Annotated in this window: 19 protein-coding genes; 8 read left to right on the forward strand and 11 right to left on the reverse strand. The window is 66.2% G+C overall.

Annotated features, from left to right (window positions below):
* Positions 1–7: 7 nt before the first annotated feature.
* The 6 genes from AC07Q9_RS00550 to AC07Q9_RS00575 are packed head-to-tail and all read right to left on the reverse strand — an operon-like array spanning position 8 to position 6,873.
* On the reverse strand, positions 8–1,297 hold the full coding sequence (locus AC07Q9_RS00550; protein WP_495306881.1) for a molybdopterin molybdotransferase MoeA: 1,290 nt from the start codon (positions 1,295–1,297) through the stop codon (positions 8–10).
* Positions 1,290–1,835: a molybdopterin-guanine dinucleotide biosynthesis protein B gene (gene mobB, locus AC07Q9_RS00555; protein WP_495306882.1), complete on the reverse strand. Its 546-nt coding sequence runs from the start codon at positions 1,833–1,835 to the stop codon at positions 1,290–1,292. The genes AC07Q9_RS00550 and mobB overlap by 8 nt, the downstream gene beginning before the upstream one ends.
* 16 nt (positions 1,836–1,851) lie before the next feature.
* Positions 1,852–3,267, reverse strand: a complete 1,416-nt coding sequence (gene thrC, locus AC07Q9_RS00560; protein ID WP_495306883.1) for a threonine synthase — start codon at positions 3,265–3,267, stop codon at positions 1,852–1,854.
* On the reverse strand, positions 3,264–4,586 hold the full coding sequence (locus tag AC07Q9_RS00565) for a homoserine dehydrogenase (RefSeq protein ID WP_495306884.1): 1,323 nt from the start codon (positions 4,584–4,586) through the stop codon (positions 3,264–3,266). Before AC07Q9_RS00565 ends, thrC begins: the two co-directional genes overlap by 4 nt.
* Before the next feature lie 23 nt (positions 4,587–4,609).
* Positions 4,610–5,644, reverse strand: coding sequence for a DUF1176 domain-containing protein (locus tag AC07Q9_RS00570; RefSeq protein ID WP_495306885.1), 1,035 nt, complete (start codon positions 5,642–5,644; stop codon positions 4,610–4,612).
* On the reverse strand, positions 5,641–6,873 hold the full coding sequence (locus AC07Q9_RS00575) for a pyridoxal phosphate-dependent aminotransferase (protein ID WP_095950778.1): 1,233 nt from the start codon (positions 6,871–6,873) through the stop codon (positions 5,641–5,643). Before AC07Q9_RS00575 ends, AC07Q9_RS00570 begins: the two co-directional genes overlap by 4 nt.
* 100 nt (positions 6,874–6,973) lie before the next feature.
* Between AC07Q9_RS00575 and AC07Q9_RS00580 the strand changes: the two genes are divergently transcribed.
* From AC07Q9_RS00580 to AC07Q9_RS00615, 8 genes are all read left to right on the forward strand, one after another.
* Entirely contained in the window at positions 6,974–7,357 is a 384-nt protein-coding gene (locus AC07Q9_RS00580) for an Mth938-like domain-containing protein (protein WP_099796229.1), read from the forward strand.
* 144 nt (positions 7,358–7,501) lie between these two features.
* Positions 7,502–7,978, forward strand: a complete 477-nt coding sequence (locus AC07Q9_RS00585) for a peroxiredoxin (protein WP_062472998.1) — start codon at positions 7,502–7,504, stop codon at positions 7,976–7,978.
* Positions 7,979–8,195: 217 nt separating this feature from the next.
* Positions 8,196–9,998 (forward strand): PhoH family protein, encoded by a 1,803-nt coding sequence (locus tag AC07Q9_RS00590; RefSeq protein WP_495306886.1) that lies wholly within the window; start codon positions 8,196–8,198, stop codon positions 9,996–9,998.
* 155 nt (positions 9,999–10,153) lie between these two features.
* Complete coding sequence (locus AC07Q9_RS00595; protein ID WP_062473002.1) at positions 10,154–10,528, forward strand: VOC family protein; 375 nt, start codon at positions 10,154–10,156, stop codon at positions 10,526–10,528.
* Between the two features lie 6 nt (positions 10,529–10,534).
* Positions 10,535–10,984 (forward strand): EVE domain-containing protein, encoded by a 450-nt coding sequence (locus AC07Q9_RS00600; RefSeq protein ID WP_099796226.1) that lies wholly within the window; start codon positions 10,535–10,537, stop codon positions 10,982–10,984.
* A 43-nt stretch (positions 10,985–11,027) separates the two neighbouring features.
* Positions 11,028–11,477: a GyrI-like domain-containing protein gene (locus tag AC07Q9_RS00605; RefSeq protein WP_489057415.1), complete on the forward strand. Its 450-nt coding sequence runs from the start codon at positions 11,028–11,030 to the stop codon at positions 11,475–11,477.
* The gene (locus tag AC07Q9_RS00610) at positions 11,474–11,953 is read left to right on the forward strand and encodes an MGMT family protein (protein WP_495306887.1); all 480 of its coding nucleotides are present in this window, start codon (positions 11,474–11,476) and stop codon (positions 11,951–11,953) included. Before AC07Q9_RS00605 ends, AC07Q9_RS00610 begins: the two co-directional genes overlap by 4 nt.
* Entirely contained in the window at positions 11,953–12,702 is a 750-nt protein-coding gene (locus tag AC07Q9_RS00615; protein ID WP_487849235.1) for a helix-turn-helix transcriptional regulator, read from the forward strand. The genes AC07Q9_RS00610 and AC07Q9_RS00615 overlap by 1 nt, the downstream gene beginning before the upstream one ends.
* Positions 12,703–12,722: 20 nt before the next feature.
* On the opposite strand, the gene dnaB is transcribed toward AC07Q9_RS00615, so the two are convergent.
* The 5 genes from dnaB to rpsF form a co-directional block, all read right to left on the reverse strand.
* Positions 12,723–14,129, reverse strand: coding sequence for a replicative DNA helicase (gene dnaB, locus AC07Q9_RS00620; RefSeq protein WP_056583115.1), 1,407 nt, complete (start codon positions 14,127–14,129; stop codon positions 12,723–12,725).
* A gap of 172 nt (positions 14,130–14,301) precedes the next feature.
* The gene (gene rplI / locus AC07Q9_RS00625) at positions 14,302–14,754 is read right to left on the reverse strand and encodes a 50S ribosomal protein L9 (RefSeq protein WP_489057418.1); all 453 of its coding nucleotides are present in this window, start codon (positions 14,752–14,754) and stop codon (positions 14,302–14,304) included.
* A gap of 15 nt (positions 14,755–14,769) precedes the next feature.
* Positions 14,770–15,051, reverse strand: a complete 282-nt coding sequence (rpsR, locus tag AC07Q9_RS00630; protein WP_007830781.1) for a 30S ribosomal protein S18 — start codon at positions 15,049–15,051, stop codon at positions 14,770–14,772.
* Between the two features lie 21 nt (positions 15,052–15,072).
* A complete protein-coding gene (gene priB, locus AC07Q9_RS00635; protein ID WP_062473014.1) occupies positions 15,073–15,387 on the reverse strand; it encodes a primosomal replication protein N in 315 nt (104 codons plus the stop codon).
* Between the two features lie 4 nt (positions 15,388–15,391).
* Positions 15,392–15,766: a 30S ribosomal protein S6 gene (gene rpsF, locus AC07Q9_RS00640; protein ID WP_062473016.1), complete on the reverse strand. Its 375-nt coding sequence runs from the start codon at positions 15,764–15,766 to the stop codon at positions 15,392–15,394.
* Positions 15,767–15,844 lie beyond the last annotated feature (78 nt).

Genomic DNA, 15,844 nt, shown 5'->3' on the forward strand with positions numbered 1-15,844 from the left:
GGGTGGTTCAGCCGAGCAGCGATGCGAGGGGAATGAAGTTCACGGTGTCGCCGGACTGGATCGTCCGAGCCGCCGGGTTGTCGACCAGGCCGTCGCCCCAGACCATCGAGGTGAGTACGCCCGAACTCTGGTTGGCGAACAGGTCGAGCCCGCCCGCCGCGTTGCGCCGCACGCGCAGGAACTCGCGGCGCTTGTCGGCGCGCGGCCAGTCGAAATCGGCGCGCAGCGGCACGGCCGCGGGCGCCACGCGCGTGGCCCCCTGCAGCGCGAGCAGGAAGGGCCGCACCAGCATCAGGAAGGTCAGGAAGCTCGACACCGGGTTGCCGGGCAGCCCCGTGACGTGGCAGGCGCCCTGCCCGTTGCTGCGCGCGATGGAGCCGTAGGCGAAGGGCTTGCCGGGCTTCATCGACAGCGACCACAGCTGCAGCTCGCCCAGCGACTGCAGCGCGGCGCGGATGTGGTCTTCTTCGCCGACCGAGACCCCGCCGGTGGTGATGATCAGGTCGTTCGCCTCGGCCGCCTCGCGCAGCGCGGCGATGGTGGCTTCGCGGTTGTCAGGCACGATGCCCAGATCGTTCACCTCGCAGCCCAGGCGGTGCAACAGCGCCCGCATGAAGAAGCGGTTCGAGTTGTAGATCGCGCCGGGCTTCATCGCGTCGGGCGCGACCTCGCCGGGCATCACCAGTTCGTCGCCGGTCGAGAGCATGGCCACGCGCGGCTTGCGCGCGACCTGCAACTTGTCGAAGCCGACGCTGGCGGCCAGGCCGAGCGCGGCGGGCGTGAGGCGTTCACCGCGCTGAAGCACCACGTCGCCCGAGGCCACGTCTTCGCCCGCGCGGCGCACCCACTGGCCGGCCACGGGCACGATGGCGATGCGCACCGAGCCCAGGCCGCCCTCTTGGGGCGTGGCGGCCGTGTCTTCCTGCATGACGACCGCGTCGGCGCCTTCGGGAATCTGCGCCCCCGTGAAGATGCGCGCCGCCGTGCCGGCCGCGAGCGGCGTGCCGACGGTGCCGGCGGGAATGCGCTGCGTCACGGCCAGCTCGGTGCCGGGCGTGGCGCAATCGGCCGCGCGCACGGCGTAGCCGTCCATCGCGCTGTTGTCGCGCGGCGGCACGGTGAGGCCCGAGACGAGGTCCTGCGCCAGCACGCGTCCGTCGGCGTCGAAGGTGCCGACGCTTTCGGCCGGCAGCAGCGGCCGGGCCTTGGCGAGCAGCACCGCGATCGCTTCATCGAGCGGCATCAACGGCGGGCGCGAGGACGAGGCGGCGAAGGGAACGGGAGAGGAATCAGCCATGGTGTCCGGGGTTGTAGTCGAAGCGCTCGCCGCTGTCGATCAACCACGTGGCAATGGCCTCGGCGTCGTTGAGGTCGAGCACCGGGCGCGCCGTGGCTTCGGGCAGGCCGGCCGGCGCATCGGTGGCGATGGCGGTGACAAAGGGGTCGTCGATGTACAGCGCGGGGCGCGGCGCCTCGCCGTCGCCGCTCGGTCGCCAGACCTCGATCTTGAGCACGTCGCTGTGCCGGAAGCCCTCGACCAGCACCCAGTCGACCGCCGGATGCAGCTCGGCGAGCAGCTGGTGCACCGTGAGCTCGACCGGCACCTCGAACTCGCGCATCAGCGCCAGCCGCTGGTCGGACGCGACGACCACCTCGAAGGCCCCGGCCTGCCGATGGCGCCAGGTGTCCTTGCCGACGTGGTCGATGTCGAAGCGGTGGTGCGCATGCTTGACCACCGACACGCGCAGGCCGCGCTGCTTGAGCACGGGGATCAGGCGCTCCACCAGCGTGGTCTTGCCTGCGCCGGAATACCCGGCGAAGCCGACGACCTTCATGCCGTGGCCGTCCGCGTCAGTCGCAGTGCTCGGCGATGTAGGCCTTGACGGCCTCGGCATCGGCCGGCAGCTGGACCACGCGCTTGGGCAAGGCTTCGATGCCTTCGAACTTCTTCGGGCGTGCGGGCTCTTCGCCCAATGCCTCGACCACCGTGGCCGCGAACTTGATCGGCAGCGCGGTCTCGAGCACCACCATCGGCACGCCCGGCGTGAGCTGCTCGCGCGCGGCCTTGAGGCCGTCGGCGGTGTGCGGGTCGATCAGCGTGGCGAAGCGCTTTTCGGTGTCGCGGATCATCGCGAGCCGGTCGGCGTGCGTGCTGCGGCCGCTGCGAAAGCCAAAGCGCTCGGCAGCCTGCTTGAACGCCGGGTCGGCGCTCAGGTCGAAGCTGCCCCGCAGGCCCAGGTCGTCCACGAACAGCTGGCGCAGCTTGGCGGGATCGCGACCGACCAGGTCGAACACGAAGCGCTCGAAGTTGCTGGCCTTGCTGATGTCCATCGACGGGCTCGAGGTTTCGTGCGTGTCGACCGCCGCGCGCACGCGGTACACGCCGGTGCGGAAGAACTCGTCGAGCACGTCGTTCTCGTTGGTGGCGACCACCAGCGTCTGGATCGGCAGGCCCATCATGCGTGCCACATGGCCCGCGCAGACGTTGCCGAAGTTGCCCGAGGGCACCGTGAAGCTCACGGGCTTGTCGTTGCTCGCCGTGGCCTGGAAGTAGCCCGCGAAGTAGTAGACGACCTGCGCCAGCAGGCGCGCCCAGTTGATCGAGTTGACCGTGCCGATGCGGTACTTGCGCTTGAAGCCCAGGTCGTTCGACACGGCCTTGACGATGTCCTGGCAGTCGTCGAACACGCCGGTGATGGCGATGTTGTGGATGTTGGCGTCCTGCAGGCTGAACATCTGCGCCTGCTGGAACGGGCTCATGCGCCCGTCGGGCGAGGTCATGAAGACGCGCACGCCCTTCTTGCCGCGCATAGCGTACTCGGCCGCGCTGCCGGTGTCGCCACTGGTGGCGCCCAGGATGTTGAGCTCGGCACCGCGGCGGGCCAGTTCGTACTCGAACAGGTTGCCCAAGAGCTGCATCGCCATGTCCTTGAAGGCCAGCGTGGGGCCGTTGGACAGGGCTTCGAGGTACACGCCGTCTTCGAGTTCGCGCAGCGGCACGATCTCGTCGGTGCCGAACACCTCGGCCGTGTAGGTCTTCGCGCAGATCGCCTTCAGGTCGGCCGCAGGAATGTCGTCGATGTACAGCGAGAGGATTTCGAAGGCCAGCTCGGCGTAAGGCAGCTTGCGCCATTTGGCGAGCGTGGCGGTGTCGACCTGCGGGTACGTCTCGGGCAGGTACAGGCCGCCATCGGGCGCGAGGCCTTCGAGGAGGATTTCGCAGAAGCGCTTGCGGTCGGCGTGGCCGCGGGTGCTCAGGTAGTTCACTTCAGCTCTTCCTTGCGGATGCGCACGATGGGTTCGAGCACGGTCGGCAGCGCCTGCAGTTCGGCCATGACGTCATTGACGGTGCCTTCGCGCGCATCGTGCGTGAGGATGATGAGGTCGGTCTGCGTCGAGCCTTCGCCGCCTACTTCGTCGGCTTCGCGCTGCAGCACGGCGTCGATGCTGATGCCGGCGGTGGCCAGCAGGCCCGTCACCTTGGCAAGCACGCCGGCCTGGTCGGCCACGCGCAGGCGCAGGTAGTAGCTGGTGACGACTTCCGACATCGGCAGCACCTTCAGGTCGCTCATCGCGTCGGGGTGGAAGGCCAGGTGCGGCACGCGGTGCGCGGCGTCGGCGGTGTGCAGGCGCGTGATGTCGACGAGGTCGGCAATGACGGCGCTGGCGGTCGGCTCGCTGCCGGCGCCCTTGCCGTAGTACAGCGTGGTGCCCACGGCGTCGCCGTGCACGACCACGGCGTTCATCGCGCCTTCGACATTGGCCAGCAGGCGCTTGGACGGCACGAGCGACGGATGCACGCGCAGCTCGATGCCCTGGGCGGTGCGCTTGGTCACGCCCAGCAGCTTGATGCGGTAGCCGAGCTGCTCGGCGTACTTGATGTCTTGTGCAGCGAGCTTGGTGATGCCCTCGATGTGGGCCTTGTCGAACTGCACCGGAATGCCGAAGGCGATGGCGCTCATCAGCGTGACCTTGTGCGCGGCATCGACGCCTTCGATGTCGAAGGTGGGGTCGGCTTCGGCGTAGCCCAGGCGCTGGGCTTCCTTCAGCACGGTGGCGAAGTCCAGGCCCTTGTCGCGCATCTCGGACAGGATGAAGTTGGTGGTGCCGTTGATGATGCCGGCCAGCCACTGGATGCTGTTGGCCGTGAGGCCTTCGCGCAGCGCCTTGATGATCGGGATGCCGCCGGCCACCGCGGCTTCGAAGGCCACCATCACGCCCTTGGCGTGCGCGGCGGCGAAGATCTCGGTGCCGTGCACGGCGAGCAGCGCCTTGTTGGCCGTGACCACGTGCTTGCCGGCCGCGATGGCTTCGAGCACCAGCTGCTTGGCGATGCCGTAGCCGCCGATCAGCTCGATGACGATGTCGATGTCAGGGTTGGCGATGACTTCGCGCGCATCGGCGACCACGGTCACGCCTTCGCCGGCCACTTCGCGGGCGCGGGCGGTGTCGAGGTCGGCCACCATGGTGATCTCGATGCCGCGGCCGGCACGACGCTTGATTTCTTCCTGGTTGCGCTGGAGCACCTTGAAGGTGCCGCTGCCGACCGTGCCTGCGCCGAGCAAGCCTACTTGGATGGGTTTCATTGGGAGAGTCGCGCTCATGGCGTTCATGGTTTGGATGGGGTGGCGGACGGTGCGGCGTCCACGATGCGGCTGACGTAGCGCGGCAGGCTCCAGGCGCCGCCGGCGAAGCCGCGGCACATGCCGTCGCCGGTCGCGCTGGTGCGCACGAAGGTCGTGCCGTTGAAGTGCCAGGTCTCGCTCGACCAGCAGTCGCCGATGCCGCGGCCTTTCATGGCCGAGGTGACGCTGGCGTCCTTGTCGTCAAAGTCGCCGTTCGCCTCGAGGGACACGGGCGCATAGGGCGGCTTGTCGTTGGCGATCCAGAGCAGGCTCGAATAGTTGTACGCGCCCATGCCGCAGCCCATGGACAGCAGCACCTTGCTGCTGCTCAAGCGGAAAACCTCCAGCGATTTGGCGCTGAAGTCGGTGCTGTTGTTGCACTGTTCCTTCACTGCGGCGATGTCGAGCGACGCAAAGATGCGCGCGGGCAGCGCGGCGTCGCCGGGCTTTGCCTTGGGCGGCTTGACCACGTTGACGACGGGCATGGGCACCGGCGGCAGCACGGAAGATTCGGGCTTGGCGCCCTTGCGCACCAGCGCACCCGGGGTGCCGACGCGACCCTGCGTTTCGTCCATTTTCAGCAGCACGGCGTTGAGGCCGGCGAGCGACAGCGTCCACTTCTTGCTGCCGTTGGCCGTGACGGTGGCGTCGTCGCTCTTGAGCAGCTCGGGCAGCACGGCGCGGATCTGGCCCTGGTCGAAGCTGGCGGTTCCCGCGTCGAGGCCGGACAGGGCGGCCTTGCCGACCTTGAAGCGCAGCGGCCCCTTGGCACCGCCGTCATCGCCGATCTGCAGCTGGATGTCCAGGGCCGTGTTCGGCCCGGCCACGCGGGTGATCAGCATCGACACCTGCTGGTGTTCCCCGCTGTCCGCCTGGTAGCCGGCGGCGCGGCAGGTCAGCGTGTTGTCGCAGACCAGCTCCCAGTCGTTGTGCGAAAACGAGACCGGCTCTTTCTTCCCGGCCGCGCCGACAGACAGTGCGCCCAGCAACAGCGCGGCAGCGACGCAGGCGGATTTCATGGTCCCGTCTTGCGACGCAACCGGTACTGCTCCAGGAACTTGGCGATGCGGTTGATGGCCTCTCGCAAGTCGTCTTCGTGGGGCAGGAACACGATGCGGAAGTGATCCGGCGTGGCCCAGTTGAAGCCGGTGCCCTGCACCAGCATCACGCGGGTTTCCTTCAGCAGCTCGAGGAAGAACTGGCGGTCGTCCGCGATCGGATAGACCTCGGGATCGAGCTTGGGAAACATGTAGAGCGCGGCGCTGGGCTTGACGCAGCTCACGCCCGGAATGGCGGTGATCAGCTCGTAGGCCAGGTCGCGCTGGCGGCGCAGGCGCCCGCCCTCGCACACGAGGTCGTTGATGCTCTGGTAGCCGCCGAGCGCCGTCTGGATGGCCCACTGGCCCGGCACGTTGGCGCACAGGCGCATGTTCGAGAGCATGTTCAGGCCCTCGATGTAGTCGCGTGCGCTGCGCTTGTCACCCGACACCACGAGCCAGCCCGCGCGGTAGCCGCACGAGCGGTAGCTCTTGGAGAGCGAATTGAAGGTCAGCGTGAGCACGTCGGTCGACAGGCTGGCGATGGCCGTGTGCTTGACGCCGTCGTACAGCACCTTGTCGTAGACCTCGTCGGCGAAGATCACGAGGCCGTGCTCGCGGGCGATCTCGACGAGGCTCTTGAGCAGCTCGTCGGAATAGAGCGCGCCGGTCGGGTTGTTCGGGTTGATGACCACGATGCCCTTGGTGCGCGGCGTGATCTTGGCGCGGATGTCGGCCAGGTTCGGCATCCAGCCGTTGTCCTCGTCGCACAGGTAATGCACCGGCGTGCCGCCCGACAGGCTCGTGGAGGCGGTCCACAGCGGGTAGTCGGGGGCCGGCAGCAGCAGCTCGTCGCCGTCGTTGAGCAAAGCGTTGGTGGACATGGCGATCAGCTCGCTGGCGCCGTTGCCCAGGTAGATGTCGTCGAGCGTGACGCCCGCGATGCCCTGTTTCTGGGTTTCGTGCATCACGGCCTTGCGCGCCGCGAAAACACCCTTGCTGTCCGAGTACCCCGCCGAGGTCGGCAGGTTGCGGATCATGTCCTGCTGGATTTCCTCAGGCGCATCGAACCCGAACACGGCCAGGTTGCCGATGTTGAGCTTGATGATCTTCTGGCCTTCTTCCTCCATCTGCTTGGCGGCGTCCATGATGGGGCCGCGGATGTCATAGAGGACGTTGGCCAGCTTGGCCGATTTCTTGAGCTGCTTCAAAGGGGCCCTCCCGGGCGGGTTTACTCGAAGGTCAAAGGCCCCTGAGGGCCTCGTGTCACTGGGGAAAACCTATAATTTGACCACAGTTCCCAGTGCCCCGATGAAGCTCCAGCCCGACAAATCCGACGCCCAGACCCTCACCGCACACGGCCCCGGCTGGGTCGCGATCAACAACGAAAAGATCGAGGGCAGCGTGGTCGTCGGTTCGCGCGGCGAACGCTTTGCCTGGGATTGCACGCGTTTCGACCAGCTAGGGCCCGAACATTTCGCGCAATTGGCCTCTTTGGGCGCCGAATTGGTCATTTTCGGCAGCGGAACCCGCATCCGTTTTCCCCAGCCCGCATGGCTGCAGCCCCTGATGGCGCAACGCACCGGCGTGGAGACCATGGACACCCCGGCGGCCTGCCGAACCTACAACATCCTGGCCGGCGAAGGACGGCACGTGATCGCCGCCTTGCTGGTCGAGAGCCCGGCGGCTGACTGAGAGAGGGGTTTTCGAGGTAAAATAGCGGGTTGCGAACCGGCCAGCTACCCAAAGTTAGCAACGACCAATCCTCCGTTCATCGAGCAAGCCTGAAAAGGGCTGAGAGGGCTCGGAGAACGGAATCTAACGGAGAAAACAAGTTTCATGGCGATCGTTGTCAACAAACCCATTCCTGAATTCGACGCCAACGCCACGGGCGGCATCAAGGTTTCGAACACCTCGCACCTCGGCCACGTCATGGTCATGTATTTTTACCCGAAAGATAACACTCCGGGTTGCACGACCGAAGCGATGCAGTTCCGCGACCACTACAAAGACTTCGAAAAAGCCGGTGCCACCGTCTTCGGCGTGTCGCGCGACAACATGAAGTCGCACGACGAATTCAAGGCCAAGCTCGAACTCCCGTTCGAACTGATTGCCGACACCGAAGAAAAAATGTGCCACATGTTCGGCGTGGTCAAGAACAAGATCATGTACGGCAAGAAGGTCAAGGGCATCGAGCGCAGCACCTTCCTGATCGGCGCCGACGGCATCCTGAAGGCCGAATGGCGCGGGCTCAAGGTTCCAGGCCATGTCGAAGACGTCCTCAAGGCCGTCAAGGCACTCAAGAAGGCTGCCTGACAGCGCCGCAAGGCACCGGGCGTGCGCTTTTGCATCAAGTCGTGGGAATTGCCCCACGCAGTGTGCAAAGAGCCTCTGGTGCGTCTTTTGCGGTGTGCATAATGGCCTCATGCCGTTGAGCTCCACGACCGCATCCTCCGAACGAAGCCGCCTGGGTCTACAGGCGGCTTTTTCGTTTTCCGGCCCTCCTCTTTCTTCCTTGCGAGCGACCTGACCCATGCCATTGCCTCCCGCCCCCACGAAACGCGCCGCATTGCTCTCGCCGGACGCCATCGACGCCCCCGCCCGTCCCTCGCACAGAAACTCCCGCCGTTCCGGCGATTCGCGCGACGACGCCCCCGCCAAGAGCGGACCGCAGCCGCTGGAGCTGTTCGACAACCTCGGCACGGAAGGCGGCGGCGATGCGCCGGCCGCGCGCCCGGCACGCCGCTCGAAAACCAAGGCTGCGCCCGCCCCGGCACCCACGTCGGCACCGGTGAGCGCACCGCAGCAGCCACAACAACCCGCGATGGTGCAGGTCGAGACGCGCGTGCCCACGCCGCCCCCCGCAGCCACCACGCCCGCCGCAGCGCCCCAGCCCCCGGCGCGCCCCAAGCGCAAATCCACCGGCCCGGCCAAGCTGTTCGTGCTCGACACGAACGTGCTGCTGCACGATCCGATGTGCTTGTTCCGCTTCGAGGAGCACGACATCTTCCTTCCGATGATCGTGCTGGAAGAGCTTGACGGCCACAAGAAGGGCACGACCGAAGTCGCGCGCAACGGCCGCCAGACCAGCCGCACGCTCGACGCGCTGGCCGCCGCGCAGGACGCCGACATCGACAAGGGCTTGAAGCTCGACACCACCGGCCACCGCGAAGCCGGCGGCCGGCTGTTCTTCCAGACCGCCCCGCTCGACTACTCGCTGCCGATCAGCCTGCCCCAGGGCAAGGCCGACAACCAGATCCTGGGCGTGGTGCACGCGCTGCGCGACGAATACGCCAAGGACCGCCCGGGCAAGCCGAAGCAGGAAGTGGTGCTGGTGTCCAAGGACATCAACATGCGCGTCAAGGCGCGCGCCCTGGGCCTGGCCGCCGACGATTACCAGAACGACAAGACGCTGGAAGACGGCGACCTGCTCTACGCCGGCTCGCTCGCCCTCCCGCCCGACTTCTGGACCCGCCAGAGCAAGACGGTCGAAAGCTGGCAGAGCGGCAGCAACACCTTCTACCGGATCAGCGGTCCGCTGGTGCCCAACCTGTACATCAACCAGTTCGTCTTCTTCGAGGCGCCGGGCGAGCCGAGCATGTACGCGCGCGTCACCGAAATCCGCGACAAGACCGCGGTGCTCAAGACGCTCAAGGACTACAGCTCGGGCAAGAACGCGGTGTGGGGCGTGAACACGCGCAACCGCGAGCAGAACTTCGCGATGAACCTGCTGATGGACCCCGAGATCGACTTCGTCACGCTGACCGGCACCGCCGGCACCGGCAAGACCCTGATGGCACTGGCCTCGGGCCTCACGCAGGTGCTCGACGACCGCCGCTACACCGAGATCATCATGACCCGCGCCACCGTGAGCGTCGGTGAAGACATCGGCTTCCTGCCCGGCACCGAGGAAGAAAAGATGGGCCCCTGGATGGGCGCACTCGACGACAACCTCGAGTTCCTGGCCAAAGGCGACGGCGGCGGTGCCGGCGAGTGGGGCCGCGCGGCCACCAACGAGCTGATCCGCAGCCGCATCAAGGTCAAGAGCATGAACTTCATGCGTGGACGCACCTTCCTGAACAAGTACGTGATCATCGACGAGGCGCAAAACCTCACACCCAAGCAGATGAAGACGCTGATCACCCGCGCCGGCCCCGGCACGAAGATCATCTGCATGGGCAACCTCGCGCAGATCGACACGCCTTACCTCACCGAAGGCTCGTCGGGCCTCACCTTCGCGGTCGACAAGTTCAAGGGCTGGCCGCACGGCGGGCACATCACGCTGGCGCGCGGCGAACGCTCGCGGCTGGCGGATTTCGCGAGCGACGTGCTGTAAATCCATCGGCACCGGCCGACCCAAGCCCGCGCATGCTCCCGGAGCATCGCGGGCTTTTTTTCGTCCGTCATGACAGGCTACTGACAAGACGTTGTCAGGAGGCGGCTCGCACCATCCAGGCTCCTTCCAACGCAACGAACGAAAGAGAGCACTTCATGACCACCCATGCCATCACCTGGTTCGAGATTCCGGTCGCCAACCTGGACCGCGCCCAAGCCTTCTACGAAACCGTGCTCGCGCGCAAGCTGCGCCGCGAAGACTTCGGCGGCAACCCCCTGGCCGTGTTTCCCTACGACGACCCCGCCACCGGCGGCGCGCTGAAGCCCGGCGCCAACACCAGCGCACAAGCCGGCAGCGGCATTCGCGTCTACCTCGACTGCATGCCCAGCATCGATGCCGTGCTCTCGCGCGTCGAGGCGGCCGGTGGGCAGATCGTGGCACCCAAGTCCGCGCTGCCGCCGGGCATGGGCTTCATCGCCCACCTGCGCGACACCGAAGGCAACGAAGTCGGCCTGCACGCCCCGGCCTGAGACGCCATGGCACAACGCAACTGGATTGCGGTCGCCAGCGCCGAGCATGCCCGGCGCGGCCGGGACCACCGGCCGCTCGGGTTCATGCAGGTGGGCCACGGCAAGCTCGCGCCGCTCAAGCGCGTGGCAGCGGGCGACCGCGTGGCCTACTATTCGCCGGCCACGGTGTTCGGCGGCACGGACAAGCTGCAAAGCTTCGTGTCGCTCGGCATCGTCCAGCCTGGCGATCCGTACGAGTTCGACATGGGCAACGGCTTCGTCCCGTGGCGTCGCGACGTGGCCTACGTCGCCGCGCACGAGGCGCCCATCGCCCCGCTGATCGAACGCCTCGCCTTCATCGAAACCCCGAAGCAATGGGGCTACAAATTCCGCTTCGGCCTGTTCGACATCACCGACATCGACATGAAACTGATCGCGCAGACGATGAAGGCCGAACCGAAGGCGCTCCTGTTTTGAGCGCCTTCGCCCTCCTCATCCGACACTTCCGGAGAAATAACGCATGGACCCCATCCGCCAACACCACGACGCCTTCCGGGTCTCCGGCCTCACGGCACGCACCACCAACCGCGAAGAGAACGACCCCGCCACCGCGCGCATCGGCGCCCTGTGGAACCGCTTCTTCGGCGAACAAACCTACGACGCGACGCCACACCGCACCGGCGATACGCGCATCTTCAGCATCTACTCCGCCTACGAATCGGATGCGCACGGCGCCTTCGACGTGACGGCCGGCGTCGCGGTCTCGGATGGCGCAGACAGCGTCGCCATCGAAGCCGGCGACTACCTCGTGTTCACCGGCCGCGGCGAGATGCCGCAGATGGTGATCGCCACCTGGCAGCGCATCTGGCAGTATTTCGAGGCGCACCCGGAAATCGTGCGCCGCTACCGCAGCGATTTCGAAGCCTACGAGGGGCCGGACGCCGTGGCGATCCATATCGGAGTCTCATGAGCACACGCAAGGGCTGGCGCGACAGGCTGGCCGGCTACCCGAACCTGCCGAACGTGAAGGCCATTCCCCCGGCCATGCGCGCGCGGCACGGCGAAGGCACCATCGCCACGCCCTCGCCCGCCGAAGTCGAGGAGGCCATGCGCGGCGTGCCCGAAGGCCGGCTCGCGACCGTGCTTGGCATCGGCGAAGACATCGCGGCACGCCATCAGGCCACCATCGGCTGCACCGTGACCACGGCCATCTTCGCCCATATGGTGGCCCATGCCACCGAGGAAGCCATGACGGCCGGCGCCGGTCGCACGCCAGGCACACCCTACTGGCGCACGCTCAAGATCGGCGGCGAGCTCAATCCCAAGTACCCGGGCGGCATCGAGGCCCAGATGTCGCGACTCGAGGCCGAAGGCCACACGGTGGTCCAGCGCGGCAAGCGCTACTTTGTCGAGGACTTCGCCCGGAAGCTCGTCGGAACGCGTTGATGCGACGCGCCGACCGCCTCTTCCAGCTCGTGCAGCTCATCCGCGGCCGCCGGCTCACCACGGCCGCCTTCCTGGCACAGCGCCTGGAGGTGTCCGAGCGCACGGTGTACCGCGACGTGGCCGACCTGCAGCACCAGGGCGTGCCGATCGAGGGCGAAGCCGGCGTCGGCTACCGGCTGGGTGCGGGCTTCGAGCTGCCGCCCTTGATGTTCACGCAAGACGAAGCGTCGGCACTCGTGGCCGCCGCGCGCATGACCCAGAGCTGGGTCGATCCGGCGATGGCGCGCAACATCGAGACTGGCCTGGGCAAGATCCTGTCGGTGCTGCCGCCGGCGGCGCGCGTCTCGGCCGAGGCGCTGGCGCTGTATGCGCCCGCGCTCGGCCTCGACGACGCCCTGCGCACCCGGCTGCAGACACTGCGCGAGGCCGTGCAGGCCCACCAGAAACTGCAGCTGCACTACCGCGACGTCTCGGGCGATGCCAGCGAGCGCACGGTGCGGCCGCTGGGCTGCTTCTATTGGGGCAAGGTCTGGACGCTCTCGACGTGGTGCGAGCTGCGCAACGATTTCCGCGGCTTCCGGGTCGACCGCATGGAGGCCGTGGAGGTGCTCGACACGCGCTTCCAGGACGAACCCGGCAAGACACTGGCCGACCTGCTGCGGCAGGTGAAGGCCGAGGCGGCGCGGCACAAGGAGTGGGCGCAGAAGCCGCCGGCCTCGACGCCCGGGCCCGACAGCGAAGCCAGCTGACGACCTGCCGTGCGAGCCGGTCAGTACTCGTCGTTGTTGCTGTAGCCGACCAGGTTTTCGAACTTGGTGATCGGCTTCAGGAAGGCCAGCTTCACCGTGCCGGTCGGGCCGTTCCGGTGCTTGCTGATGATCACCTCGGCCACGCCCGGCTCCTTCGACTCCTTGTTGTAGTAGTCGTCGCGGTAGATGAACATGATGATGTCCGCGTCCTGCTCGATGGCGCCGGATTCGCGCAAGTCGCTCATCATGGGGCGCTTGTCGGTACGGGCTTCCACGCCGCGGCTGAGCTGCGACAGCGCGATCACCGGGCACTTCAGTTCCTTGGCCAGCATCTTCAGGCCGCGCGAGATTTCGCCCACGGCCGTGGCACGGTTCTCGTCGCCCGAGCTGCTGGTCGACATGAGCTGCAGGTAGTCGACCACGATCAGGCCCAGGCGCCCGTACTGGCGCGCCAGCCGGCGCGCATTGGCGCGCAACTCGCTGGACGAGAGACCCGGCGTCTCATCGATGTGCAGCGACACCGTGCGCAGCTTCTCGATGGCTTCGGTCAGGCGCGGCCACTCTTCGTCGCTGAGCTTGCCGGTACGCAGGTGGCCCTGGTCGATGCGGCCGATGGAACCCACGATACGCACCGCCAGCTGGGCGGCGCCCATTTCCATCGAGAACACCGCCACCGGCAGCCCCTCTTCGAGCGCCACGTGCTCGGCGATGTTGATCGCGAGCGAGGTCTTGCCCATCGACGGACGCGCGGCCAGCACGATCATGTCCCCCGGCTGCAGGCCCGAGGTCATCTTGTCGAAGTCGTTGAAGCCCGTGCGCACGCCCGTGATGTCGTTCGGGTTCTCGGCCATCTCGGTCACGCGGTCGAGCAGCTCGACCACCAGGGAATCCATGCTCTGGAAACCCTGCTTCATCCGCGTGCCTTCTTCGCCGATGTTGAAGATCTTCTGCTCGGCTTCGTCCAGGATCTTGTCGACCGGCTTGCCCTGCGGATTGAAGGCGTTGGTCGCGATCTCGTCGGCGGCGGACACGAGCTTGCGCAGGATGGAGCGCTCGCGCACGATCTCGGCGTAGCGCCGGATGTTGCTCGCGCTCGGCACGTACTGCGCGAGCGAGTTCAGGTAGACCAGGCCGCCGATGTCGTCGGCCTTGCCAAGGTTCTGCAACTGCTCGAAGACCGTGATCACGTCGGCCGGCTTGCTGGCATTGATCAGCCCGCCGATGGCCGCGTAGATCAGCTTGTGTTCGTGGCGATAGAAGTCGCCGTCGACCAGCAGGTCGCCCATGCGGTCCCAGGCGCCGTTGTCCAACAACAAGCCCCCCAGCACGCTGGACTCGGCCTCGATGGAATGAGGCGGAATGCGCAATTGCGCGATCTGGCGGTCGGCCGACGAATCATTGTCGGCATAGGAGAAAACGGCGGACATGGACTTCCCTTGCAACCCTGCATGCTAAGCCGCGCAGGGCGCGGCGTGTGTGGACAAGGTTGTTAATAAACAGTGAACTTCCGGTGCGGCGAGGTGGACAACTCGTGCGCAGAAAAGAAAAAGCCGCCCGAAGGCGGCTTTCTTGCGTCAGCGCACGGGGCGCTGCAGACAATCAGGCGGTTTCGCCGTAGACCGTGACGGTGATCTCGACGACCACGTCGGTGTGCAGCGAGACGCTCACGGTGTTGTCGCCGACGATCTTGATCGGACCGTTGGGCAGGCGCACTTGCGACTTGGCAACCTTGTAGCCTTGCTTGTTCAGCTCTTCGGCGATGTCGCCGTTGGTGACCGAACCGAACAGACGGCCGTCCACGCCAGCCTTTTGGGTCAGCTTGACGGTCGAGCCGGCGAGCTTCTCGCCCTGGGCTTGCGATTCGGCCAGCTTGGCGGCGGCAGCCTTTTCGAGTTCGACGCGCTTGGCTTCGAATTCGGCCTTGTTGGCAGCGGTGGCGCGACGGGCGCGACCCGACGGGATCAGGAAGTTGCGTGCGTAGCCGTCCTTGACCTTGACGATGTCGCCCAGGCCGCCGACGTTCAGAACCTTGTCCAGAAGAATGATTTGCATGGTGTGTGCTCCTTCTTAGACGCGGTGCTGGTCGCTGTACGGCACCATGGCCAGGAAGCGCGCGCGCTTGATGGCGGTGTTCAGCTGACGCTGGTAGATCGCGCGCGTGCCGGTCAGGCGTGCGGGGATGATCTTGCCGTTTTCGCTGATGAAGTCACGCAGCGTGTCGATGTCCTTGTAGTCGATTTCTTCGACGCCAGCGACGGTGAAACGGCAGAAGCGCTTGCGCTTGAACAGCAGCGACTGGGTGTTGCGCTTCGGGCGCTTGTCTTTGTTGAATTTCTTGAACGTGGCCATTGGGGGACCTCTTGTCGAAAATTAATCTTGCTGAAAATCCTGGATGTGCAGGACCGGATGCTTGCCGTTGCCCGGTGTCGCGAGAAACCCCTGGAATCGCCAGAGACTTCCCATCGACTGCGCTGCGAGCCGCTCGGCGATGGCGCCGAACGCAACAGCCTTGAGGGCCGTCTTCACCTGCCGGGGCTTTCCCGCCTCCTGGAGCGTCGACTCATGGTCGAGCTTCAGATCGAGGGCGGGCAGGCCAGCTGGCGTGTATCGCAGGGTTCCGAGTTCGGCGACAGAGGCGGTCAGCAGAAGCTGGTTGACCCCGGTCGCCGCAGCGGCAGCCGTCACGCCATCAGTTGTTGTTGGCGGCGTATTCGGCCTGCTGGGCCTTGCGGGCCTCTTCGCGCTCGACCGTCTTCATCATCGACGAAGGACCGGTGTCGGCCTTCTTCTTCTGAACGGTCAGGTGACGCAGCACGGCATCGTTGAACTTGAACGCGTGTTCCAGTTCACCCATCACGGCTTGTTCAGCTTCGATGTTGACGCACAGGTAGTGGGCCTTGTTGAGCTTGTTGATCTGGTAAGCCAGCTGACGGCGGCCCCAGTCTTCAACGCGGTGGACCTTGCCGCCGCCGGCCGTGATCAGGCCCTTGTAACGCTCCAGCATGGCCGGAACTTGTTCGCTCTGATCCGGGTGGATGAGCAAGATGATTTCGTAGTGACGCATGGCACTCCTTGTGGATTCTTCCGTAGAAGAGGAAAAGCCATCCGCAGCGTCGGGCGCGGTATGGCAAGGCAAAGCCGG

The sequence above is a fragment of the Variovorax sp. GW821-FHT09A10 genome (assembly GCF_059418385.1).